The sequence below is a fragment of the Chryseobacterium sp. T16E-39 genome (assembly GCF_002216065.1).
Lineage (GTDB): Bacteria > Bacteroidota > Bacteroidia > Flavobacteriales > Weeksellaceae > Chryseobacterium.
The window spans coordinates 1,603,337-1,629,338 of sequence record NZ_CP022282.1 but is presented as its reverse complement, the minus strand read 5'-3'; the positions used below and the strand labels follow the sequence as shown (position 1 = coordinate 1,629,338).

General features: G+C 36.7%; 21 protein-coding genes. 12 read left to right on the top strand and 9 right to left on the bottom strand.

Going from position 1 to position 26,002, the window contains the following annotated elements; all coding sequences use genetic code 11:
- Positions 1 to 209: 209 nt before the first annotated feature.
- Both CEY12_RS07415 and CEY12_RS07410 read left to right on the top strand, forming a co-directional pair.
- Positions 210 to 2,330 (top strand): type IA DNA topoisomerase, encoded by a 2,121-nt coding sequence (locus CEY12_RS07415; RefSeq protein WP_089027085.1) that lies wholly within the window; start codon positions 210 to 212, stop codon positions 2,328 to 2,330.
- A 647-nt stretch (positions 2,331 to 2,977) separates the two neighbouring features.
- The gene (locus CEY12_RS07410; protein WP_089027084.1) at positions 2,978 to 3,400 is read left to right on the top strand and encodes a PaaI family thioesterase; all 423 of its coding nucleotides are present in this window, start codon (positions 2,978 to 2,980) and stop codon (positions 3,398 to 3,400) included.
- 3 nt (positions 3,401 to 3,403) lie between these two features.
- Here the strand turns inward: CEY12_RS07410 and CEY12_RS07405 are convergent, their stop codons facing one another.
- The 3 genes from CEY12_RS07405 to CEY12_RS07395 all read right to left on the bottom strand — a co-directional run bounded on the left by CEY12_RS07405 (position 3,404) and on the right by CEY12_RS07395 (position 7,012).
- Complete coding sequence (locus tag CEY12_RS07405; protein WP_089027083.1) at positions 3,404 to 4,138, bottom strand: hypothetical protein; 735 nt, start codon at positions 4,136 to 4,138, stop codon at positions 3,404 to 3,406.
- 83 nt (positions 4,139 to 4,221) lie between these two features.
- Positions 4,222 to 5,568, bottom strand: a complete 1,347-nt coding sequence (locus CEY12_RS07400) for an MFS transporter (RefSeq protein WP_089027082.1) — start codon at positions 5,566 to 5,568, stop codon at positions 4,222 to 4,224.
- Positions 5,569 to 5,575: 7 nt separating this feature from the next.
- On the bottom strand, positions 5,576 to 7,012 hold the full coding sequence (locus CEY12_RS07395; RefSeq protein ID WP_089027081.1) for a mannitol dehydrogenase family protein: 1,437 nt from the start codon (positions 7,010 to 7,012) through the stop codon (positions 5,576 to 5,578).
- 162 nt (positions 7,013 to 7,174) lie between these two features.
- On the opposite strand from CEY12_RS07395, the gene CEY12_RS07390 reads away from it, so the two are divergent.
- The 7 genes from CEY12_RS07390 to CEY12_RS07360 all read left to right on the top strand — a co-directional run bounded on the left by CEY12_RS07390 (position 7,175) and on the right by CEY12_RS07360 (position 16,253).
- On the top strand, positions 7,175 to 8,191 hold the full coding sequence (locus CEY12_RS07390) for a LacI family DNA-binding transcriptional regulator (RefSeq protein WP_089027080.1): 1,017 nt from the start codon (positions 7,175 to 7,177) through the stop codon (positions 8,189 to 8,191).
- 92 nt (positions 8,192 to 8,283) lie between these two features.
- Positions 8,284 to 8,763, top strand: a complete 480-nt coding sequence (locus tag CEY12_RS07385; RefSeq protein WP_089027079.1) for an RNA polymerase sigma factor — start codon at positions 8,284 to 8,286, stop codon at positions 8,761 to 8,763.
- 119 nt (positions 8,764 to 8,882) lie between these two features.
- Entirely contained in the window at positions 8,883 to 9,707 is an 825-nt protein-coding gene (locus CEY12_RS07380; protein ID WP_089027078.1) for a FecR family protein, read from the top strand.
- Between the two features lie 82 nt (positions 9,708 to 9,789).
- Entirely contained in the window at positions 9,790 to 13,005 is a 3,216-nt protein-coding gene (locus CEY12_RS07375; protein WP_089027077.1) for a SusC/RagA family TonB-linked outer membrane protein, read from the top strand.
- A 30-nt stretch (positions 13,006 to 13,035) separates the two neighbouring features.
- Positions 13,036 to 14,436, top strand: coding sequence for a RagB/SusD family nutrient uptake outer membrane protein (locus CEY12_RS07370; RefSeq protein ID WP_089027076.1), 1,401 nt, complete (start codon positions 13,036 to 13,038; stop codon positions 14,434 to 14,436).
- Positions 14,437 to 14,452: 16 nt separating this feature from the next.
- Positions 14,453 to 15,382 (top strand): glycerophosphodiester phosphodiesterase family protein, encoded by a 930-nt coding sequence (locus CEY12_RS07365; protein ID WP_089027075.1) that lies wholly within the window; start codon positions 14,453 to 14,455, stop codon positions 15,380 to 15,382.
- Positions 15,372 to 16,253, top strand: coding sequence for a glycerophosphodiester phosphodiesterase family protein (locus CEY12_RS07360; RefSeq protein WP_089027074.1), 882 nt, complete (start codon positions 15,372 to 15,374; stop codon positions 16,251 to 16,253). Before CEY12_RS07365 ends, CEY12_RS07360 begins: the two co-directional genes overlap by 11 nt.
- 89 nt (positions 16,254 to 16,342) lie before the next feature.
- Here CEY12_RS07360 and CEY12_RS07355 read toward each other — a convergent pair whose 3' ends face one another.
- Positions 16,343 to 16,594, bottom strand: a complete 252-nt coding sequence (locus tag CEY12_RS07355) for a hypothetical protein (RefSeq protein WP_157676779.1) — start codon at positions 16,592 to 16,594, stop codon at positions 16,343 to 16,345.
- A gap of 222 nt (positions 16,595 to 16,816) precedes the next feature.
- On the opposite strand from CEY12_RS07355, the gene CEY12_RS07350 reads away from it, so the two are divergent.
- Complete coding sequence (locus CEY12_RS07350; protein WP_089027072.1) at positions 16,817 to 17,161, top strand: phage holin family protein; 345 nt, start codon at positions 16,817 to 16,819, stop codon at positions 17,159 to 17,161.
- Positions 17,162 to 17,221: 60 nt separating this feature from the next.
- Here CEY12_RS07350 and CEY12_RS07345 read toward each other — a convergent pair whose 3' ends face one another.
- Positions 17,222 to 18,088: a T9SS type A sorting domain-containing protein gene (locus CEY12_RS07345; RefSeq protein WP_157676778.1), complete on the bottom strand. Its 867-nt coding sequence runs from the start codon at positions 18,086 to 18,088 to the stop codon at positions 17,222 to 17,224.
- 122 nt (positions 18,089 to 18,210) lie between these two features.
- On the opposite strand from CEY12_RS07345, the gene CEY12_RS07340 reads away from it, so the two are divergent.
- Together CEY12_RS07340 and CEY12_RS07335 are read left to right on the top strand one after the other, a co-directional pair.
- Positions 18,211 to 20,205, top strand: a complete 1,995-nt coding sequence (locus CEY12_RS07340; RefSeq protein ID WP_089027070.1) for a S9 family peptidase — start codon at positions 18,211 to 18,213, stop codon at positions 20,203 to 20,205.
- Positions 20,206 to 20,316: 111 nt separating this feature from the next.
- The gene (locus CEY12_RS07335; RefSeq protein WP_089027069.1) at positions 20,317 to 20,808 is read left to right on the top strand and encodes a DNA-deoxyinosine glycosylase; all 492 of its coding nucleotides are present in this window, start codon (positions 20,317 to 20,319) and stop codon (positions 20,806 to 20,808) included.
- A gap of 616 nt (positions 20,809 to 21,424) precedes the next feature.
- On the opposite strand, the gene CEY12_RS07330 is transcribed toward CEY12_RS07335, so the two are convergent.
- From CEY12_RS07330 to CEY12_RS07315, 4 genes are all read right to left on the bottom strand, one after another.
- Positions 21,425 to 22,459, bottom strand: coding sequence for a phosphotransferase enzyme family protein (locus CEY12_RS07330; protein WP_089027068.1), 1,035 nt, complete (start codon positions 22,457 to 22,459; stop codon positions 21,425 to 21,427).
- Positions 22,435 to 23,358, bottom strand: coding sequence for an NDP-sugar synthase (locus CEY12_RS07325; RefSeq protein WP_089027067.1), 924 nt, complete (start codon positions 23,356 to 23,358; stop codon positions 22,435 to 22,437). Before CEY12_RS07325 ends, CEY12_RS07330 begins: the two co-directional genes overlap by 25 nt.
- The gene (locus CEY12_RS07320) at positions 23,348 to 24,739 is read right to left on the bottom strand and encodes a Gfo/Idh/MocA family protein (RefSeq protein WP_089027066.1); all 1,392 of its coding nucleotides are present in this window, start codon (positions 24,737 to 24,739) and stop codon (positions 23,348 to 23,350) included. The genes CEY12_RS07325 and CEY12_RS07320 overlap by 11 nt, the downstream gene beginning before the upstream one ends.
- A 98-nt stretch (positions 24,740 to 24,837) precedes the next feature.
- Entirely contained in the window at positions 24,838 to 25,911 is a 1,074-nt protein-coding gene (locus tag CEY12_RS07315; protein ID WP_228409814.1) for a serine hydrolase domain-containing protein, read from the bottom strand.
- Between the last annotated feature and the right edge of the window lie 91 nt (positions 25,912 to 26,002).

Here is a 26,002-nt window from a genome sequence, read left to right as displayed (position 1 = left end):
TTATCCAAAACTACAAAATTTAATTGATAATAATTTGAAAGTCAGTGGGTCAAACTGCTTTTGTTGGATATAATTTTTAATGTAAAATAATTATGGATCATTATTTATTAATCAATGGCTACTCTTCAATAAATCCGGCTCATAACTTTTTCCTCAAAAGTCAAAAAAAATCCCGAATTTTGCAGCCCTTTCATTAATCCCGAATATTCATGAAGCTTTGTATTGCCGAGAAACCCAGTGTTGCCAGAGATATCGCCAAAGTATTAGGTGCTACCACGCCTAAGCAGGGCTATATGGAAGGAAACGGCTATTGTGTAACATGGACATTCGGTCATCTTTGTACCCTTAAAGAACCCCATGATTATGGGCCTCAATACAAATCCTGGAATCTGTTTTTATTACCGATCATTCCTAATAATTTTGGGATCAAATTAATTCCCAATAAAGGCGTTGAAAATCAGTTCAAAGTAATCGAAAAATTAGTTGAAGAATGTGATGAGGTGATTAACTGTGGTGATGCCGGGCAGGAAGGAGAGCTGATACAGCGGTGGGTCTTGCAGAAAGCAAAATGCAACAAACCTATTCAACGTTTATGGATTTCTTCACTTACCGAAGAAGCGATTAAAGAAGGTTTTGAGAAATTAAAACCCGCTGATGATTACAAGAATCTTTATTTGGCTGGAAATGCCAGGGCAATAGGGGATTGGTTGTTGGGAATCAATGCCACCCGTCTTTTTACCAAAAAATTTGGCAATAATAAAGTTGTTCTCTCCATTGGTAGAGTGCAGACCCCAACGTTGGCGATGTTGGTTCAGCGTCAGAAAGAAATTGACAGTTTTAATACTGAAGAATATTGGGAATTAAAAACCAAATACCGTGATGTTATTTTCAATGCAGCCATTGATAGATTAAAAACATTGGATCGGGCTGAAAAGGGATTGGAATATCTTAAGGTTAATCTTTTTGAAATCGTTTCTTTTGAAATCAAGGAAGGAAAAGAGAAAAATCTAAGATTATTCGACCTGACGGGACTTCAGGTGGAAGCCAATAAAAAGTTTGGGTACTCTGCCGACAGTACCTTAAAATATATTCAAAGTCTGTACGAGAAAAAACATGTAACGTATCCTCGTGTAGATACCACCTATTTATCGGAAAGCCTTTATCCTAAAATAGAAGGTATTCTCCGCAAAATGCACTTTTACCAGGAATTGATTTCACCATTGCTGGAGCAGCCTATTCCGAAGTCAAAGGCCGTTTTTGATGATGCTAAAGTGACCGATCACCATGCCATCATTCCGACCGAAGTTCCACCTTCACAAAATTTAAGCAGGGAAGAAAAACTAGTATATGATCTTATCGCTAAACGTTTTATCTCTGTTTTTTATCCGGAATGTAAAATTTCCAATACGTTGGTAGAGGGAAAAGTAGGGACTATTCCTTTTAAAACCAGTGGGAGACAGATTCTTGAACCTGGTTGGAGAGCGGTTTATGCTAAAGATGCAAAAGAAGAAAGTTCCGATAAAGAAAAAGATAAAGAGGAAGAGCAGACCATTCCTGAATTCACTGTTGGAGAGACAGGACCTCATGATCCGATGATCCATCAGGGAAAAACTTCACCCCCAAAACCTTATACAGAAGCAACGCTTTTGAGAGCTATGGAAACGGCAGGAAAACAGGTTGAAGACGAAGAACTTCGTGAATTATTGAAAAACAATGGGATCGGAAGACCTTCAACCCGGGCGAATATTATAGAAACTCTTTTTAAGAGAAAATATATTGAAAAGAAAAGAAAGAACCTTATCGCCACACAGACCGGAATTCAATTGATCGATACTATTGAAGATGAATTGTTGAAAAGTCCCGAACTCACCGGTGAATGGGAGTTAAAGCTTCGTAAAATTGAAAGTGGTGAATATGAAGCCAATCAGTTTAAAGAAGAATTGATTCAAATGGTTTCTGAGCTGACCAGGAAAGTGGTGGATGGAAAAGGAAAGGTGATCACTCTTCAGGAAGAGGAAAAAGTGGTTGAAAAGAAAAAGAGAGAACCGGCTCCTAAAAAAGAGCTTCAATCCTTTGAAGAAACTAAATGTCCTAAATGCAAAGAGCACAACCTGATCAAGGGAAAAACGGCAGTGGGATGTTCTGATTTTAAAAACTGTGGATTTAAAATACCATTTGAACTCTTCGGAAAAAAACTATCGGAAAAACAACTTCTTGATCTTATCCTGAAAGGGAAAACCTCAAAATTAAAAGGTTTCACATCTCATCCTGATTCTCTGGCAGAAGGTATTCTTTCATTATCTGATGACTTCACCGTACTGTTGGGATAGCGTCCTGTCACAGCGAACCGGAGTGAAGCAATCTCAATATATCATCTACAAATAGTTTCTGCTAAACCCAATGATACCAAACCCCTTATGTTTTTTAGTTGCAAAAAGGTATTTGTCACCCATAAAAAATCTTTGATTTTTTTAAAACTTATGTGTACTTCCTATGCAGTATGTATTAAACTTAAAAAAGCTTAAGTGTCAAAACTGTGGTGGGCTAAGATTACTTCACTTCGACAAGCTCAGTACAAGCACATTCGTCCGCAATGACAGGGTGTATAAAAACTTTTGTGCCTTTTGTGGTTTTATTTTTTAACGCAAAGATGGATGTAATATTATTTAGGTAAGAGAGCAAAGGGTAGCTTCGCTCATTAAGCTTGTTTCATATAAAAAATCGAAAATTTTTCTAGACTTATGTGTTCTTCCTATTCAGTATGTATTAAACTTAAAGTAACTTAAGTGTCAAAACTGTTGTGGGTTAAGATTACTTCACTTCGACAGGTTCAGTACAAGCACATTCGTCCGCAATGACAGCGTGTATAAAAACTTTTGTGCCTTTTGACTACGTCGAACCTTCGGTTTGTGATTAAAAAATTACAAGCTAAGTTTTCAATCCTTTCACTACATTTGTAAGATTCATAATTCCATCCATGACACCAGAGAAAAAACAACTTATTCTAGACAGTTTCAACCGATCAGAAACATTAAAATTCTATAAAGCAGAACTTCTTGAAGTAGAAACTGATTTCGTTTCTATTAAAATTCCAAAAATGGAGATGATGACACGCAAAGCAGGGATGTTCAATGGGGCAATGATTGCTTCTTTAGTGGATGTTTCTTCTGGTTATGCTGCAGTGAGCAATTATAAAGATGATTGTTATGTGGTAACCATAGAGCTTAAAGTCAATTATCTGCGACCGGCAATGGGTGAGGCGTTGGTTTCGAAATCGTATGTGGTAAAAGGTGGTGGGAAAATCAGTGTGATCAGGACCGAAATTTATACAGTGGATGAAAATGGCTCTTCTGAAACACATGTAGCTACTTCACTGGTTACCATGATGCGACTCAAATAAAGATTAGAAAGCGTAAGCCTGAACCGAAAACTGCAGATAAGCATTATTTCCTACAGGATTAAACATACCCCAGATTCCTACCGGAAGTTGGTAACCTGCAATGGAAAATGTTTTAGTGATAATAAGACTTATTTCATTAAAACCAGCTTCCTTAGCAAAGAAGTTTCCTTTTTCTCCGTTGGTATTGTTTAGTGCAAAACCATATCCTATTCTGCCGCGGACTTCAAGATTTTCTTTTCTGTAAACAGGATATTCAGTAGAAACAAAAGAAGAGTATTTATTTTGTGTGTTGTCTTTATTCCGGTCCCTGCCAAAGATGACAGTATTCCAGCTCAGCACAAGGGGGAATTTTTCGCTGAGGGTATAATACGACCTGAAATCCCAGAAGCGTCCCGTTTCGCTGGCATTATAATTGAAAAATTCTTTGTTGTTATAGGTAGCGCCTGGTGAAAAATTATAAATATCCCAAAGCTCTACAGTAAGGTGCTTGTTTTTATAACCAATATAGTTATTAAATTCTTTATAGGAGCCATCAAAATTTCCACCAGCCCAAAATCCGCCGTAAAAATTTTTACCGTCTAAATGAACATCACCCGTATAAATTAATCCCGAAGAAACTTCCTGACCTCTCCATAGATGACTGTTTCTAAGCTGTAATGCTGAATGCAGCTTCTGGCTGTAAGCCCATGAGGTTCCAATGATGACCGAAGTAATCATCAATGCTTTAATTTTGATCATAATGGTATATGGTTTTTGATAATGACATTCCCGGTCCGGTAATTCAATACCGGAAAACAGGAATGTGTAGAAGAAATGAATGTTTAATTAATAATATCTTTCTCTCTTATTTTGGATCCAAAGAGAGCATAAGAAAGCATAAGGAGTTCACAGACTACGGTCAATATCCACGTCCATCTCCATGAACCGAAAAGATCTGCCAATCCTCCCTGAAGTAGGGTAAATACCGCTCCTCCAAATACGGCGGAAATGAATACACCGGAAGCTTTTGAAGTATACTTATTCAACCCTTTTATCGAAAGGGAATAAATACAGCTCCACATAGAAGAGTGTAAAAGTCCAATCGCTACCAGAAACCAAAGGTTCTGAGTGATCATGGATGTAATAGCTAATATTGTGGCGAGGACAGTGGTTGTAGCGAGCTGTGTTCTTGCTGAAATTTTGCTGAAGAAACTTGAGATAGATCGACCAACAAGAAAACCACCCCAATATAAAGTAGATAATAAAGCATGTATTCCCAGATCCATCCCACCAATGATAATATCAGTTTTCCCAAAAAAAGTAATGGGGTGCCCAGATTCCATCAATTCAAAGGCATTCAGATTGATATTGGCTCCAATTGCGACTTCCGTTCCTACATAAAAGAAAATGGCCATTACGCCTAAAGCAAAATGTCGGAATGACCAGATGCTTCTTTCCAGTTTTTCCCCTCCAACAGCTCTTGTGTTTTCAATATCCGGAAGATGAAGACGCTTGGTAATGATCATAACGGTTACGATACAGATAATCAATACAGAGAGTGGTAATAAGAGTTGTTTGATTTCAATATTTTCTATAGAGATCCCACTAAACATGACAATAGTTACAAAAAAAGGTGCTGAGGTCGTCCCAATAGAATTAATTGCTGTTAAAATATTCAGACGTTGTACTGGCTGTGTTCCTTTTAAAGGATAAGAAGCAGCATAAGGATTCACAACTACCTGAATAATGGCAGCAGAAGTTCCCATTAAATAAGATCCAACAACAAAAATAATGAACCCAAAAGGAATAACAGCATCACCAATTTTGAAATCCAGTGTTGGAAACCGATACCCAAACCATGAAGAGCATAGATACATCAGTAATCCGGAAATCATAAAAAATAAACCTCTGAGGATCGTGTTTTTGTATCCGAAAGCATTAACCCATTTGCTTCCTAAAGTTCCATTTAATAAATATCCTAAAAAGAAAAAAAAGGAAATTAATGTCGTAAACGTATTTTTTAAACCTCCGGCATGCGCCAAAAAAGTAAACTTTAAGGGAGCTTGCAGCTGTTCATTAACGGTGGTTAAAAAACCAACAATAAAATAAATAAAAGTAATAATAGCGAAAGGGAGGATGCTGCTGTTAGACTTTATATTCAATGTTTTTATATCGGAATTGGTCTGCATAATTCTTTTAATTTAAGATGGATTCTAAAACAGGAGCGACACCATTATTTTTAAGGTCCTTTACAAACTGATCATACAATTTGACAAATGCGTTTACCTTTTTTAATTCAATACTTTTAAAAGGAGATAAATCCAAAAAATCAACGGATTTATCGCTATTAATTAAGGCCTGGTCATCCTTTGTTAACCACGGTTCACCAATATCATAAGAAAAACCTTTATCATCAGTTTTGTATTTTAAATAATGCCTGTAAGAAGCGATAAGAAAAGCGATCCGGGTGAGATCTTTATCATCATTGATCATTTTAATGACATTATGCATGATGTACACCGGAAATTTTGAGATCCCGTCAAAACAAAGCCTGCTGACCTGGTCACTTACACTGTGATTGGAAAACCGTTCGATCAAAGTCTGCTTATAGAGATCTAAATCTGTATGGGCAGGTGCAGGGACATAAGGCGTGATATCAATGTTCATAAAATCCCGGATCAGCCTCACAATACTTTCATCTTCCATTGCCTGATCGACTTTACGGTGGCCTTTTAAAAAAGAGGGATAGGATAATAGGGTGTGTGAAGCATTAAGAAGACTCAATTTCATATTTTCAAAAGCAGTAACATCATCCGTAAATTCTACACCTGTTTTTTCCCATTCAGGTCTTCCTGCTATGAATTGATCTTCAATAACCCATTGGATGAAATCTTCACAATACACAGGTGCTTTATCGTTCGAGCCACTTTTTTGATTAAGCCTTTCAATATCCTGGGCAGTAGTGGCAGGGGTAATCCTGTCGACCATGCTATTTGGAAAGCTAACATTGGTTTTTACCCAGTCTGCCAGACTGTGATCCTGAGCCTCTATAAAAGTGGTAAATGCTCTTTTAGCGGTATTTCCGTTATGCTGGAGATTGTCACAAGAAAGGATCGTGATACGGCCTGAATCATTTTTTTTACGTTGCCTTAGCCCTTCTGCAATAAATCCAAAAACTGTTTTAGGGGTAACAGGATTCTTTAAATCATATTGGATATTTTCATCTTTTAAATTGAATTCATTGGTTTCCTTATCCAGATTGTATCCTCCTTCTGTAATCGTTAAACTGATGATCTTTACCGCCGGATCAGCAATTTTTGCAATCACAGCTTTAGGATCTTCTATCCCCCAGATTAATTCAGTGAGAGAACCGATCGTATAGACTTCATCTTTTCCGTCCCTCCCACAAACCGTAAGGGTGTAATCCAGATTTTGGGATCTCAGGTCCTGTACTATTTTTTCGTCGGAAGGAAGTAATGCAATACCACAGATTCCCCATTGCTGCTGATCTTTATTTTCTAAAAGGAGGTTGGTATAATATTGCTGGTGGGCTCTGTGAAAATTTCCAACACCAATATGCACGATACCGGTTCTGATATTTTCGCGTTGATATTGATAAGAAGTAGGAGTCATGTTGTATAGTTTTAATTAAATGTTAATCATTTGCTAAACTTATATTAATAAATCTATTGCTTGTGTTTTTTTGTTATGAAATTGATAATGGGAACGTTCCCAGAATTTGGGAACGTTCCCATTTGCTTATTTTTTTGTTATTTTTGACAAAAAAGACCCTCGATGAAGCGTGTAACCATTAAAGATCTGTCAAAATTTTTGTCATTATCTACCTCTACGATCTCCAGAGCACTGCTTAATGATAAAAATATAAATCCGGAGACCCAAAAAAGGGTCGTGGAAGCTGCCGAGAAATTAGGCTATAAACCGAACTCAACAGCATTGAATTTAAAGTACGGAAAATCGAAAAATATCGGATTGGTTGTTCCGGAAATGATTACACCTTTTTCATCAAAAGTTCTTAAGGGGATTCAGAATATCTTAGATCCTTTAGGGTATAGGGTAATTATTACACAGTCGGACGAAAATCCATTGACAGAAAGGGAAAATCTTAAGCTTTTAGAAGAATTTAATGTTGATGGAATCATTATTAACCTCTGTCATGAAAGCCTTAATGAAGAGCTATACAAAAAGCTGATCAGCAATGATATTCCAATGGTTTTTTTTGATAGAATACCTGGGAAATCACTACAAGTATCCAAGGTAATTGTGGACGATCAGATCAAAGCTTCGTTGGTTGTAGAACACCTGATTAATACCGGTAGAAAAAGGATTGCCCATATTATGGGACCATTAACGATAAGAAACGTGACTGAAAGAGCAAATGGATACAAACGCATCTTAGCTAAATATGATCTTACTGATCCGGATCTTATTATTTCTACAGAAGGAATGACCTTCGAAGACGGTAGAAAGGCAGTGCAGGAGCTGTTGGATAAAAATGTTCAGTTTGACAGTATTTTTGCATTTTCCGATACGCTGGCTATAGGAGCAATGAATTATCTTCATGAGCGGAAGATCAAAATTCCTGATGAAGTAGCAATTGCAAGCTTTTCAGGGACAGAACTTGCGACGATTGTACACCCACAATTGACAACAGTTCAGCAGCCTTTGGAAAAAATGGGTGAAACTGCCGCCCAATTAATATTGGAAAAAATAAAAGATCCGGCATCTCCTGATCAGACCATTATCATGGAAACGGAATTGATCTATAGAGCATCTACGGTTTCGGCGGAATAGAATACAGACTCCATTACGAAAATTAACATAGCATTAATCCAAGATGAATTTATTATAGATATTTTTGTGAGGCTGTTTTTATCCGATGCACAATGGCACAATTCAAAAAAATATATTCTGAATATAAACATAAAGTTTATTTCTTCGTCAGAAAATACGTCCAGAGAGATGAGGATGTAGAAGATATTGTGCAGGATATATTTGTACATCTGTGGAAGCATATCGACAAAGCGAATGATGCGTCCTCAATAGAAGCAATTATTTTCAAAGCGAGTAAACAGGAGGTTGCCAATTTTTACCGTAAAAATAAACTGGAGATGGTGCCTTCGGATCATCATATAATTCAGGAAACAGAAGATGAGGTTTCGGATGAGGCGGGTAAAGAGGAGCAGATTTCCAGAATGGAAGTTTTATTGGATCAACTTCCCCGGAAAACCAAAGAATTATTCATGCAGCATACCCTTGAAAATCTCAGCTATTCCCATTTAGCTAAAGAAAATAAAATTTCCAAAGTAGCCATTGGCAAACATATCAATAAAGCGATCAGCTTTCTGAAAATTAATCTTCACTAATCTTTTCCGGCTTCCAATATGAACTATTTGTTAAATCTCCGGAGATGAGGTTTACGATTTTCTATTTCTGCGTATTTACTATTAAATAACCTTTGTAAACTTTATCAGGAATAGCACTTATGAGTTTAGAAGAAGAATTTGAGAAAAACTGGAAATCAGCGACTGAGGAACAGAATAAAATAGATGACATCACCGATCGAAAGATCTGGACAGGAATTGAAAAGAAGATCGAAAGAAGAAAGTCTGTAAAAAAAATCTATTGGATAGCCGCGGCACTGATTCCCTTTTTTGCCCTTTTAATCATTTTTAAAAATACATTTCAGACTTCAGGTCGTGGAGCTGAAAGGATATTGGTGTATGAGACCATGGAAAAGGGAAAATTATTTCAACTGCCGGATGGAAGTACAGTCGATCTGAAACCGTACAGTACACTTACACTGGACCGAAGCTTTGGCGAAAAAGACCGGAAAATGGTTTTTGTGGGACAGGGAAAGTTCAGTGTTGCAAAAGACAAAGCACGACCATTTAGAATTAATGCCGGAGAATTTAATGTTCAGGTTCTGGGGACACAATTCTTCTTAGACCAGAAGTCTACAGAAAAAAAGGTTGAATTGTTTGAAGGAAAAGTGAAAATAGAACATGGCAAAACGATCACTTATTTACTTCCTAAAGAAATCTGGATCAATGATAATGGGAAGCAGGATTATCATTTTTATCATCCTGATAAACAGAGGAGTTTCACTTTTGATCATGCTGCCTATTCTGAGGCGATAGAACAATTGGAAAGGACCTACAACATCAGTATATCATATCCTGTTCAGTTTAAAAATAAAAAAGTAAGCGGAGCATTCACCGGAAACCTTAATGAGGTTCTTTCCGTCATAAGCTACCCGTTTAACCTTAAACCAGAAAAGACCAGTGAAAAAGAAATCATATTAAAATAGAAAAGCACCGATATTGGCGTATCGATGCTGATTATTCAATTTAAAAACCGGTAAAAGTTTAAAAATTAACATTTGCGAATTTATGAAAAAAACAGCAATTAGTATTGCTATGCTTGGGATTTTGTGCTCGGCCCAATTATCTTATGCGTCAGAAATACATCCTTACTTACATTCTTCTTACGCTGCTGCAGAACTCCCCATTACCAAAGTTCTGGAAAAGCTCAGCAAAACAACAAAAGCCCAGGTATTTTATTCTGTCTCAGACCTTGAAGATATTCTGGTCGATGACAGGAAGATCGACTACAATTCCCTGCAAAATACACTTGATTACTTACAGAAAAACTATCCTGTAGAATTTAGCGTACAGAATAATGTTGTTACAGTAAGAAGAACATCGGGCAAAACATTTGCCCGGAACAATGTAACTAAAAACAATATTTCAAAAAATGATACCATTCCTGAAAAGGAAAAGAAAATTGAAGAAGTGGTATTAATAGGGTATGGAAAACAAAATAAAAAAGATATTTCGGGGGCTATTGCTTCCATCGGCGAAAAAGACCTGAAGGGCGTTGCTTCCGGGAATTTCGGTGATATGATTGCAGGAAAAGCGACAGGGATTCAGATCACTCAGGCTAATGCCAATCCCGGAGCTTCACCCAATATTAGGATCCGGGGTATTGGAACACTTACAGCAGGTGCAAATCCTCTTATTGTGGTGGATGGATTTCCTCTTACGGAAGGGACTAACCTTAACTCTATCGATCCGAATTCCATTGCAACAATTGATATCCTGAAGGATGCTGCATCTACAGCTATTTATGGATCGAGAGGGGCTAATGGAGTTGTGTTGATTCAAACCAAAGAAGGGAAAAAAGGTAAGTTGGAGTTTACTCTGGACTCTTATTATGGAATACAAACCAGAAGTGATAATGAGAAATTCGTGAATGCTTACGATATGGCTACTTTTATGAAAGAGGCCCGTGATAATAATTATCTGTCCAAAGGAGCAAACAGGAGTGCTTCCGATGACAATGCTACCCGGATTTCTAAAGGAGCTACCTTAAGAGAATTACTTCCCGATTATCTTACCCCTTATTTAAATAAAGAAAAAGGACTGACAGATACAGACTGGTATTCAACAGTTCTGAAGCCTGCCCCGATGAGCAATACCTCATTGAATGTGTTGGGTGGCAATGATAAAACAAAATATTCTTTCACAGGAAGTTATCTGAACCAGAAGGGAATATTAATAGGAACTGATTATGAAAAGTACTCAGGGAATATCAATCTGGTCACCAATATCAGTGATAAACTGAAATTCGGAGTTTCTATGACGCCGTCTTTTGCGCAGGGAAGTCTTTTTGATATGGTAAATGGGGGACGTACTTATAACCTCATACAGATGGCAACAACCATGTATCCGTTTTTTGCCCCCAGGGATGCGAACGGGAATTTACTTATCTCCCAACAAATAAAAGCGAATACGCCAACTGATGGAGCACTGGTGGAAAACCCACTGGCAGTAGCAGAAATGACAAAAAGGAAATATACATTGTTTAAAACATTCGGGAATATATTCGGGGAATGGAACTTTCTAAAAGATTTTAAATATAAAGTTTCTGCTGGTGGTGATTACACAAGCTATGAATACAATTTCTTCGACCCTTCAACAGTGGGAAGCTATAGAACTGCAGCACCTGACGTGACCACAGCGAGCAGAACGGAATATATTACCAAAAATTACCTGATTGAAAACTTACTTACCTATGACAAAAAGATCAACGATCATTCCTTCAACGTTATTGCAGGACAATCCTATCAACAGGAGGAATCCAATAAGGTAACTACACTAGCAGCCGGATTCCCTGATAACAGTATCACAAATATCGGAGGCGGGACTTCTTTTAAGGTAGATGTAGACCAGTATAAATGGGCTCTGATTTCTTATTTTTCAAGATTTAATTATTCTTATCAAGGGAAGTATAGCTTTATGGCGTCTTACAGAAGAGACGGTTCTTCACGTTTTGGAGTGAATACAAAATGGGGTGATTTTTATGCACTCTCTCTGGGATGGACTTTAAGTAACGAAAACTTCTTTCCCAAAAATAAATTCCTAGATCCATTGAAACTAAGATTTAGTGTAGGAAGCAACGGGAATAACCAGATCCCGAATTTTGGGGCTCTTTCTTTAATGGCGCAGGAAAATTATGTGTTTGGTGGAATATTGGCGCCGGGATACCGCTCTTCTACAGCTCCTAATCCTAATATTTCATGGGAAAAATCTGAATCTAAAAACTTTGGAATTGACTTCGGACTTTTTAATAAATACCTGAATGTTTCAGCTGATTATTACATCCTGAACAGGGATGGCTTATTGTTGGATGTACCGGTTCCTCAGCAATCAGGATACAGCACATCTTTACAGAATATTGGAAAGTTAAGAAACAATGGGTTGGAAGTTCAGCTGTCGCTAAAACCGGTTCATATTGGAGAAAGCTTTGAGTATTCAAATAATTTCAGCTTCTCAATGAATAAAAATAAAGTGTTGGCTCTGGCAAATGGACAAACCCAGATTGTTGCAGGAGCTAATAATTTTGCTATTACGAAGGTAGGGCAGTCTATTGCAGAAATGTATGGATACAATATTATAGGCGTCTATAAGACCCAGGCGCAAATTGATAACTCGCCACATATTTCAGGAACGATGGTGGGAGATTATATCATGGAAGACCTGAATAAGGATGGAAAAATAGATGCCGATGACAAAAAAAGCTTTGGTTCGGGAATTCCCAAATATGTTTTAGGGTTTACCAATTCTTTCCGGTATAAAAACTTCGAACTGAATTTTACATTGTACAGTGAGCTGGGACGGAAAATATACAATGGAGACATGGTGAGTGTCGCTGAATCCGGAGAAGGATTTGGGGTTCCATCACAATATTATTTCGATAACAGATACAATCCGGTAACCAATCCGGACGGAATTTACGCAATGCCCAATATGAACTTTTCAAACAACCGAAAGGAAGCAAGGACATCCAATATTTTTTTTAAAAATGGAGATTATGTTCGTCTGAGGTCATTAAAATTAGCATACAACCTTCCTGAGCAATTGGTCTCTGCTTTAAAAGTAAAATCTATTCAGGTCTATTTTGTAGGAAATAATCTTTTGACATTCACTTCTTACAGGGGACAAAACCTGGATGCCAATTCAGACAGCATATTAACCCAAGGCTATGACAGCGGATATTATCCTGTTGCTAAAGTGTTTTCGTTTGGAATGAACATGAAATTTTAATCACAGATTCAATTAATAAAATTAAAAAAAATGAATAAATTATATATTCCATTATTAGGTCTTTTCTTATTACAATCGTGTTCTTCAGACCTGTTGAATACGTCACCGGAAAGTACCAAAGTAACGGCTAATTTTTATCAGGATGAGGCCCAGCTTGAGCAGGGAGTGAACGCAGTTTATGCTTCATTGCAATACAATGGGGAATATCAGCTGGCTATGCTTGCTATTGGAGAGATCCCGTCTGATAATACCTATGATGAGGTTCCTGCTAATGACAGTTTTACCTATGGTGAATTTGATTTTTTTACCATCCAGCCCAATAATTCTTTGTTAAGCAGTACCTGGAAAGATCATTATGTGGGAATTCAGCAGGCAAATATTGTACTCAACAGAATTGGCGGGATCACAATGGATCAGTCCCGTAAAAATGCCAGAACCGGAGAAATGAAGTTTTTAAGAGCACTCATGTATTTCAATCTGGTAAGGATTTTTGGGGATGTACCATTGGTGACAAAGGAAACAACGGATGTCAATGAATATTTCGGACAGGGGAGAACTTCTGCAGAAACCGTGTATAATTTTATTGAAACCGAACTTAAAGCATCGATAGATCTACTCCCTGCTACGGCCTCCCAGAAAGGTAGGGTTACAAAGGGGGCAGCCCTTGGAATGCTGGGTAAAGTTTTAATAACAAGAAATAAATATGCCGAAGCATTACCCTATCTGCAACAAGTTGAACCTTTGGGATACAGTCTGCTTTCTGATGTAACCAAAATTTTTGATCCAACGAATAAGAATAATGCTGAAATTATTTTTGATGTTCAGTTCACTTCGGGCTTAAATGGAAATACAGAAGGAAGCCAGGCCTATCAGATGTTCAGTCCTTCAGGTTTTGTATCAGGAGCAAAGGGGCATAACCTTCCTACAAAAGAAGTATATGCCATTTTTGGTTCCGGAGATTCCCGGAGAAATGCCTTTGTGGGACTTACTCCAAATGGAATCCCTTATAGTAAAAAATTAGTGAAAACATCCGATGCCGTTGCCGATGGAGGAAGTAATGTAGTCGTTCTACGTTTGGCAGATGTTTATCTTTTAATGGCGGAATGCTATGCAAAAGCCAATGATTTTACCAATTCAAATTTGTATCTGAATAAAATTAAAGCCAGAGCTGGTGTGGGTCTGGTAAATCTTATGGATCAGCAAAAGCTATTGGATGAGGTTGCTTTAGAAAGAAGAAAAGAATTGGTTGGTGAAGGCCACCGATGGTTTGATCTGGTTCGGACTGGAAAAGCAGTATCTGTGATGACCACACATTTTCAGAATACACCAGGTTATAATACCGCAGTGATTAAGGATTTTAACCTTCTGATGCCTGTTCCCCAGGGACAGATCAACACTGATCCTGCGATCAAACAGAATCCGGGTTATTAATTAAAATACCGTTACAATGAATAATTTAAATTATATAAAAAAGGCAGGTTTGATGCTAGGGCTTTTAATCGTTCAGTTGAGTGTTGCCCAAACCAATTATTTCAAACAGGGAATTCCAAAGGATAAAATATTGGTGGTTGCTCACCGAGGGGATTGGAGGAATTATCCTGAAAACTCAATCAAGGCGATAGAAAGTGCTATAAAAATGGGAGTAGATATTGTTGAAATTGATTTGCAGAAAACAAAAGACGGGCAATTGATCGTCATGCACGATAAAAAGCTGGATCGTACAACCACAGGTAAAGGCGAAATCTCTCAAACATCACTTCCTAAAATACAATCTTTGTTTCTTAAGAACGGAGCAGGTATGTCAACAAAAGAGAAAATTCCTACCCTTGAAGAAGTACTCAATTTTATTAAAGGAAAAAGAATCATGCTGAACCTTGACAAAGGATGGGATTTTATTGAAGAGGTAAGACTGCTGACAGAAAAGACAGGAACCACTGAACAAATTATCCTGAAAGGAAATAAAAAGGCTGCGGAATTAAAAAAAGAAGTGGGAAATAAATTGGACCATATAATCTATATGCCGATGGTATGGCCGGAGGATTACAGTATTTATCAAAGAGATGAGGTACTTAATCCTGCTGAATACATCAAAGATTTTTCTAAAATTTTCAATCCAGCTGCTTATGAAGTGATCATTAAAGATGAGACACCAAAAGCAGATGAGCTATTAAAGCTTATTCGTGGTACTCATTCACTCATCTGGATCAATGCTTTATGGCCGGAACTCTGTGCAGGTCATGATGATGACAAAGCCATTGACCATCCGGATGAAAACTGGGGCTGGATGATCAGAAAAGGGGCTCAGATTATCCAAACGGACAGACCCGAAGCATTAATTCAATATTTAAAATTAAAACATTTAAAATATGAAAACTAATAAATTCATATATCTACTTTTGCTCATTTCCGGATTTGTTCTGGGACAAAACAGCATTTCACTTTCAAAATTTCCAAAAGATAAAATTATGGTAGTCGCTCACCGTGCAGATTGGAGAGAAGCTCCGGAAAATTCTGTGATGGCGGTAAAAAAAGCGATTGAAAAAGGGATCAATATGGTGGAGATAGATCTGGCGCTTACCAAAGATAATGTATTGATCCTGATGCATGATAATACAATAGACAGAACGACAACAGGAAAAGGAAAACCTTCGGATTATACTTTGGAAGAAATTAAAAAGCTGAATCTCAGAGATGGACTGGGTGTTCCCACGCAAATGAAAGTTCCCACCCTGGAGGAAATTTTAGATGTTACGAAAGGGAAAGTTTTTATCAATTTAGATAAGGCATTTGATTACTTTGAGCTGGTTTATCCCATTCTTAAGAAAAGAAATATTTTAGATGAGGTTCTTTTCAAAGGAACAGCCACCTATGACGAATTCAATAAAAAATATGGAGCTATTAAAAATGAGATTCATTATATGCCAATTGTGAGATTAGCTAGTGATGAAGGATGGCCAAAAATCAACAGCTATTTGAACAACTATAAAGTTTATGGCTTTGAATTGACTTTAGGATCTGATGAAAGTCACCTGATCAATTTTAAAGAAATTCAGCAAAAGGGTGCACGGGTTTGGGTCAATTCTCTGTGGCCACAACAAAGTGCGGGTCATAATGATGATCTGGTACTGGAAAATCCTGACGCTTATGAATGGTTTGTAAAAAATAATATCAACATCATCCAAACAGACAGACCCAAAGAGCTTATTGACTTTCTTAAAAAGAAAGGTCTTTATGCCCGAGTAAAATAACTTATTATATTCTTCATATTCAGTAATAACATTGCTGAAAACAATTGCCTAAGGATTCCTTAGGCAATTTGTCCATTTTAAAAAATTGATTAATCATAATTGTTTTCAATCCAGGTAAGGCATTCTTCATAATAATGCTTTTGTTCCTCAGATTTTAAGTAGGGTGCGTTAATAGGTGCATTGTCCGCAATTTTTTCCATGATTTTTTTTAGGCTTCGACCATTAAAATCAACTCTCGTTTGTTGAATAGAACCATACTTCAGATGGTCTTTGTGGATATGCCATGAAGAATCCTTTCCTGCATCCACTCTGGTGAGATTACTAATGTGTGTGTTGTCCATGATTTTAAGTTTTAAGGGTTTGCTGGAATAAAATTCATGAATAAAAAAAGGATAACGCAAAGGGAAAATACCCATTTTTGAAAAATAGGTGTTTTCCCTTATTTAATTGAAAACCGAAACTTTAGCAATCCCTATGAATAAAGACTTTTATTAATCATTCAAATGGGCATTCTATGGAATGAGTTTTGATAGTTGTATACAAACTATAAAAAATATTAACATATGAACTTAATTATCCGTTTACTTATCACTGCGGTTGTTGCGTTTCTTTTAACGAAAATTTTACCGGGAGTACATTTTGAAGGCTTTTCAGCCGCTATTATTTTTGCTGTTGTTTTAGGCCTTTTAAACTTATTTGTCAAACCTATTTTAAGTCTTTTTGGACTTCCTTTAACGATTATTACTCTAGGATTATTTGCCTTGGTAATTAATGCACTGATTATTCTTCTGGCTGATTATTTTATCGACAGTATGGTCGTAGATGGTTTCTGGTGGGCATTTATTTTCAGTATTGCGCTTTCGCTGATTACCTCTCTTGCGAACTCTATGTTCTCAGATGGTGACTAAGCCCTTAAAATAAAGTATATAAAAAAATCCGTCAGTTTCAATTGACGGATTTTTTTGTTTTTATTTTTTAATGAATTGTAAGAGAATAACATTTCCCTGAGGACCTTTTAATTTTATAAAATAATTCCCAGAAGTCAGATGGCTAATAGGAATTTCATTTGAGGAAATCAGATTCTTAGAGATCATTTTCCCGCTTACATCGATAATCTCATAATCTTTAAAATCTTTAATGTTGCTAATTTTTAAGACATCAGAAACCGGATTAGGATACACTTTTATCAGTGCCGTATTTTTTGCTTTGGTTTCATCTGTGTTCAAAAAGAGACATGATGGGGGATTACTGATTTCCCCGTTCGTAAAATCGTAATATATTGTACTTCCCATTGGAACCAGATTGGTGCTGATGCTGGTAGGAATATTTGAAGATGGAGTACAGTTATTAAAGCTCACATTTGCCTTTTCGAAATTTTTTACAAGCTTGTACCAGCCTTCACATCCTGTATTTGTCATTGAAAATCCAGGCCAGAAAGTATCAATAACGAAACCATTAATTGAATTAGGATTTACCATATCGATCATGGCACAACCTCCGTTCGTCCAGTTAGAAGGAACTTTAAAATAAATATTTGCTGTCGGAATAGCCCCAGTGTAATATTTTGTAGTAAATATAGCTGAAGTGCTTCCTTGCCCGTTCACTAAAAATGCTTTAATCTCCTTATTCTGGTCGATTGTGATCTGTACATTATTAATTCCTGAACTGGAACTCAGCGTTGGAGTGGTACCATCTGTGGTATAATAAATAGTGCCATTTCCGGAAACCGTTACCTGATAAGGATTGTAGTAATGGGTTGCGATAGGAGTCATGTTTATTTGCGAGAGAAGAAATAAGGATGAAAAGCAGCAGATAGCGAGTAGAGTTTTTTTCACGATAATCAGTTTTTAAAGGTTAAGGGTAAAGTTAATTAAATAATAAATTATAACTACTTCTTTAATTTGAATTTTAAACACATTTACATACCTTTGACAATCTTTGAATTAAACAGCAATTTATGAAACTTAAGTACAGCCTGCTGGCTTTAGCAGCCCCACTTTTAATGAATGCACAACAGTTAATGACGCCCGAAATTCTTTGGACTTTGAAAAAAGTGGGAGTACAGGCCGTTTCACCAGATCAGTCCACTCTTATTTACAAAGTAGGGCAGGTAGATCTTAAAACAGAAAAAACAAAAAACGAGAACTATTTTCTTAATGTTCTTAATAATCAATCTTCAAAAATAGACCTTGGTAAAAAATCACTTATTCAATGGGATAAAAATGGGATCTATGCCCAGGAAGGAGATAAAATATTTCTTTCCAAAGATAATGGTAAAACCTGGACAGAGTTTTATACCATTGGTGAAGTGGATAACATTGTAATTTCTCCGGATGGTAAGAAAATCGCTTTCAGTAAGCAGGTTTTGGTTGAAAAATTAATGGGGAAAGATAAATACAGTGATACTCCTAAAACAACAGCACAGGTGTACACGGATCTGAACCACAGACACTGGGATTATTACAATGAAGGAAAATACAACCACGTTTTTGTAGTAAATACATCGGATAAAGTAGAATCATCAAAAGATTTACTGGATGGGAAAACCTGGGATTCTCCACAGAGACCATTTGGAGGAGCTGAAGATTTTATCTGGAGCCCGGATTCTTCTCAATTGTTGTATGTAACAAAACCTAAAAGCGGAAAAGAATATTCAACAAGCACGAATACAGATATTTTTGCTTATGACCTGGCTTCGGGTAGTACGAAGAACTTAACAGAAACAAATAAAGGATACGACCTTAATCCAAAATTCAGTCCCGATGGAAAATCATTGGTTTGGCAGAGTATGGAAAGAGACGGTTATGAAGCTGATAAAAATGATGTAAAAATCATGGACTGGAAGTCCGGAAAAACAGATAACCTGACAAAAGGTTGGGACGAAAGTGTTTCCGGGGATGTTTTCTGGAGCGGTGATTCTAAAACAATTTATTTTACTGCAGCGTTCAGAGGAACAAAACAGTTATTTTCTCTAGATCCTAAAAATGCCAAAGTTCAGCAGATCACAAAAGGTGATTTTGATGTCAATGAAATTTTTACCGATAATAAAAATTCATTATTGGTTGGCAGAACTGATGTGAACCATGCTACAGAATTATTCTCTGTAAATATTAAAAACGGAGAAATGAAGCAGGTTACGGAAGCTAATAAAGATGCCTATGCAAAATTAGCTCAGGGGAAATCTGAATTGAAAATGGTAAAGACTTCGGATGGAAAAGAAATGGGCGTATGGTTCCATTATCCACCGAACTTCGATCCCAACAAAAAATACCCGACTTTAGTATACTGTCAGGGAGGTCCTCAATCTGCATTAACTCAATTTTTCAGTGTACGATGGAACTTTGCTCTCATGACAGCGAATGGATATATCGTAGTAGCTCCGAACAGAAGAGGAATGCCAGGATGGGGAACAAAATGGAATGAAGAAATTTCTAAAGACTGGGGAGGACAGCCGATGAGAGACTATCTTGCTGCCACAGATTATGCAAAAACTTTACCTTATGTAGATGGGGGAAGAGTAGCTGCAGTAGGAGCAAGTTATGGTGGATATAGCGTATTTATGCTGGCTGGTATTCACGATAACAGATTCAAAACATTTATCGCTCACGATGGATTATTTGATATGAAATCATGGTATCTGACAACGGAAGAGCTTTGGTTTGCCAACTGGGATTTAGGATCTCCATGGGAGAAACCGCTTCCAAAGGCATATACAGAATTCAACCCTAGTAATTTTGTTGAAAAATGGAATAAACCCATTATGATTTTCCAGGGGGGTATTGATTACCGTGTTCCTTATGAGCAAGGTCAGGAAGCATTCCAGGCTGCAAAATTAAGAGGTCTTAAAACCAAATTAGTATACTTCCCCAATGAAAATCACTGGGTACTTCACCCTCAAAATGGTTTGGTATGGCAAAGAGAATTCTTTGACTGGTTGAAAGAAACACTATAAAATAAATATGAATTAATCTTAATTCTAAACATCCATAGAAACGGGCTTTAGCCCGTTTTTTTATTTATAAAACATTCAAACGGCTTTAGCCAAATTTTATATATTTGAAGTATGCAAAACCGGATTTCCTCATTTCCTCCTATTATTGACGCTCAATCTAAAATTCTGATTTTAGGTTCTATTCCAGGAGTAAAGTCTTTAGAAATGCAGCAGTACTATGCACATCCACAGAATAAATTCTGGAAGATCATGTTTGAATTGCTGGATGAAAAATTTACCGAAGATTATGCAACAAGAATTGAGGTGTTAAAGAAGCATCATATTGCACTTTGGGATGTCATCGACACCTGTGAGCGAAAGGGAAGCCTTGATTCAGAAATCAGAGATGAAGAAGCCAATCAGATTGAGGAGTTATTGGAGCGATATCCTAATATTAAAGCACTCTACTCAAATGGCGGAAAATCTTATAAAAACTTACTGAAAGTTTTAGGGAAGAATTTTAGACTTCCTGTTATTCTGTTGCCATCAACAAGTCCTCTGCATACCGTTTCATTTGAAAGGAAATTAGAAGAATGGGTGAAGATTCTGGAGTTTTTGAAATAGACTAAGGTTTCTAAGAGATTGAGCCGATTATTCAAAACATCCCGATACAATTTTTCAAAATCTACTCGAAGTGACGTTGTCATGTTTCAATATTTTATTTACTAACAAATCACAATGATAGGACGAAGAGTAGATATTATTAAGTTAAAAATCTTTGATTTTTAAAGAACTTATGTGTACTTTTTATGCTGTATGTATTAAACTTAAATAACTAAAGTGTTCAAAAACTTTTGTGACTTTTGTGGTTGTATTTCTTCTCACAGATTGATCAGATTTGCTAATAGGTTTTGTAGATTTTTAGTTCTCGCCGATTTGGCAGATAATACAAATCCTTTTCTACTTTATTTGGATTCCATCATTACGCTTCGTTCCATTTCAGAATGACAAATAGGAGGTTTTATGCATAAAGTTGTCATTCCGTAGGAGTCTAAGCTATTACTATCAGGCACATTGAAATTTTCGATTTAAAAAACTTATGTGTACTTTTTAATTGAGATTGCTTCACCTTCGGTTCGCAATGACAAAGTGTTCAAAAACTTTTGTGACTTTGACTATGTCGAACCTTCGGTTTGTAGTTTATTTTTCAACAGCTTTACTGAAATGATGAGTACATAATTCAATTACAATCAAGATAATTCCTCAATCCCTTCAATAATTCCAGCTGATTCTTCGTCCTGTCAAGATTATGCTCCGGATAAGATGTAGAATAATAAGTACTTCCATTTAAATAATCGGTAAGGAAACGTAGACCTTGAATATAGATGGCAACCTGTGCCGCATAGTCAAGATTTTTTAACTCTTCAGGAGCCAGCTGATCTTTAAGATGAAATAAAAAACCTTCCTTTACCGATTCGAAAATTTCGGGATTGAAATTATTCTGAGCTGTTCCATCATCTTCATTAGTCGTGTTGGTGTAAGATTGGATCATGGTTCCAAAATCGTAGAGGATTGTAGAAATCATTATGGTGTCCAGGTCAATTACAGCCATTGGGTCATGGTTCTGATCAAAAAGAATATTACTGATCTTCGCATCTGCATGAACAATTCTTTTGGGTAGTTGACCATTATGTTGCATTTTGATCCATTGATCAGGTAACCACAAGAATTGATTCATCAATTCTATTTCATCCTTTGCATTTTCTTTTAAAGAAGATGACCCACTTTCTAATGAAATCTTATAATCGGCCAGCCTCTTTTCAAAATTGAGAAAACCTGGTAATGGATCTTCAATAGGAGGAAGAGTTTGGGTATTAATGACACTAAGAAAATAACCCACAGTTTTTGCTGCTTTAAAAGCTGTTTCCGGTGAAGGGACAGTAAGAAAGGTAATGCTGTTATCAATGAAGCTGGTCATTCGCCATGAATCTCCATTTTCATCTTTGATTAAAAATTCCTCTGAAGATGCCGAAATCGGTTGTGTAATCTCAAGGTGATATTGACCCTCCTGAAGGACCTTGTTTATTTTCAAATGATTGTTAATGACGTGCTCCGGCTTCTTAAAGACGTGTGTATTAATTTTCTGTAAAATATATTTTTCCCGGGTTTCATTATTTTCCACACAATAAGTAGTATTAATCAATCCGTTGTTGATCGGAGTGACTGTACAATTATCAGTGCCAATAAATTTTAGGATAATGCTATTGAGTTCCATAAATTTTTTGGATATCGATGGTTTTGGATTTCTGTTTCAAGATAGTTTTTTAAAATGCCTTTATCATCAGCATAGGTCATTCCCAACCATTGGGATGGCGATGTTGTAACGGTTATTTTTATTCCTTTTTCTTCCTTCATTTTCTGAACGGCAGCGGGTATGTAAAATTCCTGAGTGGGTAGCGGATCAGAATGTATAAAATCAGTGAAGTAATTCTCCAAAATTTCAAAAACTGCGGGATGAAAAACAAAAAAATTCATGGATACCAGGGTATCAGGATCTATTTTAATATCTTTTCCGTTTTCAGTATAGATAATGTTATTATTCTCTTTTCTGATAGAAGTTTGTTCGTCTACTTTTATAAGTAAACCTTCTGAATCTAGAGTACATAATCCACGTGCTACAGTGCCGTTATCACTTAAAGTAGTAGAAAGAGGGTAGGCAATGAGTTCAAACTGTGAGCTTAAAATCCTCTTACGGTCTATTTCTCCTGAAGCAAGCTTGTAAATTTCTTTTCCATAAAAATCATCAGCGTTGATCATTACAAAAGGCTCATGGATATATGGCTTTGCACAAAGTACGGCGTGTCCTGTTCCCCAAGGTTTCTGTCGGGCAGAATGATCAAATCCCTCAGGTAGATATTTATCCATATCCTGATAGACCCATTGCAGCTCAAAACCGGAATTTTGAGAAATACTTTCAAGCCTTTTCATGTAACTTTCGGGGATGAAGCGGTTGATCACTACCACCACCTTATTAAAGCCGGCTTGTAATGCATCATAAATAGAGTACTCAAGAATAGGAGAACCGTTGTCTAATATTCCATCTATCTGTTTGAGTCCTTTATACCGGCTGCCTAAACCGCCGGCCAATACAAGAAGTGTTTTTTTAGAATTCATCAGTCATTCCAAATACGGGTTTACGGCTTTTCCATTGTCCTTTTGTGAAATCGGGGATGTCAACTACCTGTCCTTGTTTTGCAATTGATTTTTCGCTGAGTGGTGTGATTGAATACCAGGTTGCCAAATCATATACATCCATAGGAAATTCTATATTTCGTTTAATACATTCAATGAAAGTGTTCATTACAAAAAAGTCCATGCCTCCATGTCCTGCTCCCGATGCCTTACTTTCAAAATTCTTCCACATCGGATGATCATAATCTTTGATCCATTTTTCAGTATTGTCCCATTTATGGGTATGATTCATTGTTTTTTCAAAATAAATGTGTCCCTGATCAGCTCCTCCGGATCCGAAATCCTGCCAGATTCCATCGGTTCCCTGCACTCTGAATCCAAGGTCATAAGGTCTTTGTAAGCTTGTATCATGAGTGAGAAGAATAGTTTCCCCGTTGGCACATGCTATCTGCGTGGTTACAACATCTCCCTGATTAAATTTCACTTTGGCACTTGGATGATTTTCACCACCTTTAGGATGTTCCACAATATACTTGTGCAGACCAAGTGCTTTTGAAGAAAATGATGATAACCTGGTTAATCGGTTTCCACGGTTGATGTCCATCATCATAGAGATAGGGCCTAATCCGTGAGTAGGGTAAAGTTCTGCATTTCTTTTTACATAATGCTCCGTTCTCCATTTCGCTTCACTAAAGCCTTTTTCTCCAAATTCAGGTCCGGAATTGTAAGGAGTAACACCATCATTAAATAAAACTCCACGAAGATCATGCTGATAGCCACCCCTTCCATGAACCAGCTCTCCAAACATCCCTTTACGGACCATGTTTAAGATAGCCATTACATCGCGTCGATAACATACATTTTCCATCATAAAGATAGGAACTTTTGTTTCCTCATAAGTTTTTACAAACTCCCAGCAATCTTCAAGCTTTATAGCTCCGGAAACCTCCATTCCAACAATCTTTTTTGCCTTCATTGCTTCTACACCTTGTGTAAGATGCCATTCCCAGGGAGTGGCAATAACAACAGCATCAATATTGTTAAGTTTTAAAAGATTTCTGTAATCGTATTCACCGTTTGAAAATTCCCGTGCGGCAGGCTTACTGTTATCTTTTAATATTTTCTGACTGGCAGATAACATGATTGTACTGGGATCAGCAAAAGCTACAATTTCAACATCGTCTCTTTTGGCCAGTAATTTTACATGCTCCTGTCCCCGTAGTCCGACTCCTATAAAACCAACCCTTACTTTTTTATCTGTTGTAAAGCCTTTTGAATAGGCAAATAAAGAATGAGGTAAAACAAGTGCTCCAAAGGAAGCCAATGCTGTTGTTTTGATAAAGTCTCTGCGGGAGTTATTCATAAATGATATTTTTGGTTAAAGATGTTATTTTAGTTTAAAGATATTAAAATATCAACAACCAGTGAATCATTTTAATCTTAAAATTGATTTTATGAAAATTATTGTCCGTAGTAAGCACTTATTAATCGTTCTCTCATCTTGTTGAGGTACTTGACATCCTTGGTATTGGATAGTATGATTAAGGTAAGTTTTTTTTCTGGTAAGTGCACCCAGTTTGCACTGTGTCCATAACCTTCACCTTGGCGTTCTACAAAAAGGGTATTGATATTTCCAAAGCTTTTAGGATAAACCCAAAAACTAAAGGCAGTATCTCCAAGCTCTTTATAAGGAGTTAACATCGTATCCAAAGTAGCTTTTTTTATTAATACATGATTAAAAACTGCCTGGTCGAAAATCAAAAGATCTTTCGGTGTCGAATACATAGCTCCTGCAGTATATAGATTATCGATATAGGTATTAGTAGGGGTATGAAGACTAAAAGGGTCTGAACCGGTTTCAGAATATCCGTCATCAATATTCTGAACAATGTCATTGTGGTGCAGAAGGCCTGTGTCATTCATTTTTAGAGGGACTAAAATCTGTTCCTTTAAAACTTCCTCAAAAGATTTACCATATATGTTTTCAATAATTTTTCCGAGCAGAATATAATCTCCATTATTATAATTAAATTTTGTACCTGGTTTGTCTATAAGTTTTTCAGATAAAAAAGTAGTGATAAAATCATCGAGGTTCCATATCGTATTGTCATATGCCTGATGAATAAATTCGGGGGTACTGAGGTCTTTATTAAATCTGCCACTGCTGTATGTTAATAAATTTCTTACGGTTGCTTTCTTTGCGGCTTCTCCTTTGTAACCGGGTAGGTACGTGGCAATAGGAGCATCCAGATTGATTTTTCCTTTTTCATAAAGCTGCATAATCAGTACCGCTGTAAATGATTTTGTCAGTGAAAAAATATGAAATTTGGTATCGTCTGAAAAATTAATATTGTAGTGCCTGTTGGACAGTCCCTTATAACTTAGTAATTCGGTCTTACCATCCTGTGCGACCAAAACAGCACCATTAAAATTATCATTTTTTACACTGGCATCGATTACTTTCTCCACATTTGAAATTTGAGAATAGACCACATTCATTGTTATTAAAAGAGATGCGGCAAGAATATTTTTCATAGTAAACAGTTTTATTAAAAGGCAGTTTTTAGAGATGATTCAGGTATTTTTTGAGTCATTAAGGGGCGTCGGTCGTAGGTTTGCCATAAGC

Excerpts from the sequence above, each read along its gene's own strand:
- CEY12_RS07380 (WP_089027078.1), top strand. The coding sequence starts at position 8,883 with ATGAGTTTAGAAGAAGAATTTGAGAAAAACTGGAAATCAGCGACTGAG.
- CEY12_RS07335 (WP_089027069.1), top strand. The coding sequence starts at position 20,317 with ATGCAAAACCGGATTTCCTCATTTCCTCCTATTATTGACGCTCAATCT.
- CEY12_RS07360 (WP_089027074.1), top strand. The coding sequence starts at position 15,372 with ATGAAAACTAATAAATTCATATATCTACTTTTGCTCATTTCCGGATTT.
- CEY12_RS07365 (WP_089027075.1), top strand. The coding sequence starts at position 14,453 with ATGAATAATTTAAATTATATAAAAAAGGCAGGTTTGATGCTAGGGCTT.
- CEY12_RS07395 (WP_089027081.1), bottom strand. The coding sequence starts at position 7,012 with ATGACTCCTACTTCTTATCAATATCAACGCGAAAATATCAGAACCGGT.
- CEY12_RS07320 (WP_089027066.1), bottom strand. The coding sequence starts at position 24,739 with ATGAATAACTCCCGCAGAGACTTTATCAAAACAACAGCATTGGCTTCC.
- CEY12_RS07315 (WP_228409814.1), bottom strand. The coding sequence starts at position 25,911 with ATGAAAAATATTCTTGCCGCATCTCTTTTAATAACAATGAATGTGGTC.
- CEY12_RS07385 (WP_089027079.1), top strand. The coding sequence starts at position 8,284 with ATGGCACAATTCAAAAAAATATATTCTGAATATAAACATAAAGTTTAT.
- CEY12_RS07340 (WP_089027070.1), top strand. The coding sequence starts at position 18,211 with ATGAAACTTAAGTACAGCCTGCTGGCTTTAGCAGCCCCACTTTTAATG.
- CEY12_RS07355 (WP_157676779.1), bottom strand. The coding sequence starts at position 16,594 with ATGGACAACACACACATTAGTAATCTCACCAGAGTGGATGCAGGAAAG.
- CEY12_RS07370 (WP_089027076.1), top strand. The coding sequence starts at position 13,036 with ATGAATAAATTATATATTCCATTATTAGGTCTTTTCTTATTACAATCG.
- CEY12_RS07410 (WP_089027084.1), top strand. The coding sequence starts at position 2,978 with ATGACACCAGAGAAAAAACAACTTATTCTAGACAGTTTCAACCGATCA.
- CEY12_RS07415 (WP_089027085.1), top strand. The coding sequence starts at position 210 with ATGAAGCTTTGTATTGCCGAGAAACCCAGTGTTGCCAGAGATATCGCC.
- CEY12_RS07375 (WP_089027077.1), top strand. The coding sequence starts at position 9,790 with ATGAAAAAAACAGCAATTAGTATTGCTATGCTTGGGATTTTGTGCTCG.
- CEY12_RS07330 (WP_089027068.1), bottom strand. The coding sequence starts at position 22,459 with ATGGAACTCAATAGCATTATCCTAAAATTTATTGGCACTGATAATTGT.
- CEY12_RS07405 (WP_089027083.1), bottom strand. The coding sequence starts at position 4,138 with ATGATCAAAATTAAAGCATTGATGATTACTTCGGTCATCATTGGAACC.
- CEY12_RS07350 (WP_089027072.1), top strand. The coding sequence starts at position 16,817 with ATGAACTTAATTATCCGTTTACTTATCACTGCGGTTGTTGCGTTTCTT.
- CEY12_RS07400 (WP_089027082.1), bottom strand. The coding sequence starts at position 5,568 with ATGCAGACCAATTCCGATATAAAAACATTGAATATAAAGTCTAACAGC.
- CEY12_RS07325 (WP_089027067.1), bottom strand. The coding sequence starts at position 23,358 with ATGAATTCTAAAAAAACACTTCTTGTATTGGCCGGCGGTTTAGGCAGC.
- CEY12_RS07390 (WP_089027080.1), top strand. The coding sequence starts at position 7,175 with ATGAAGCGTGTAACCATTAAAGATCTGTCAAAATTTTTGTCATTATCT.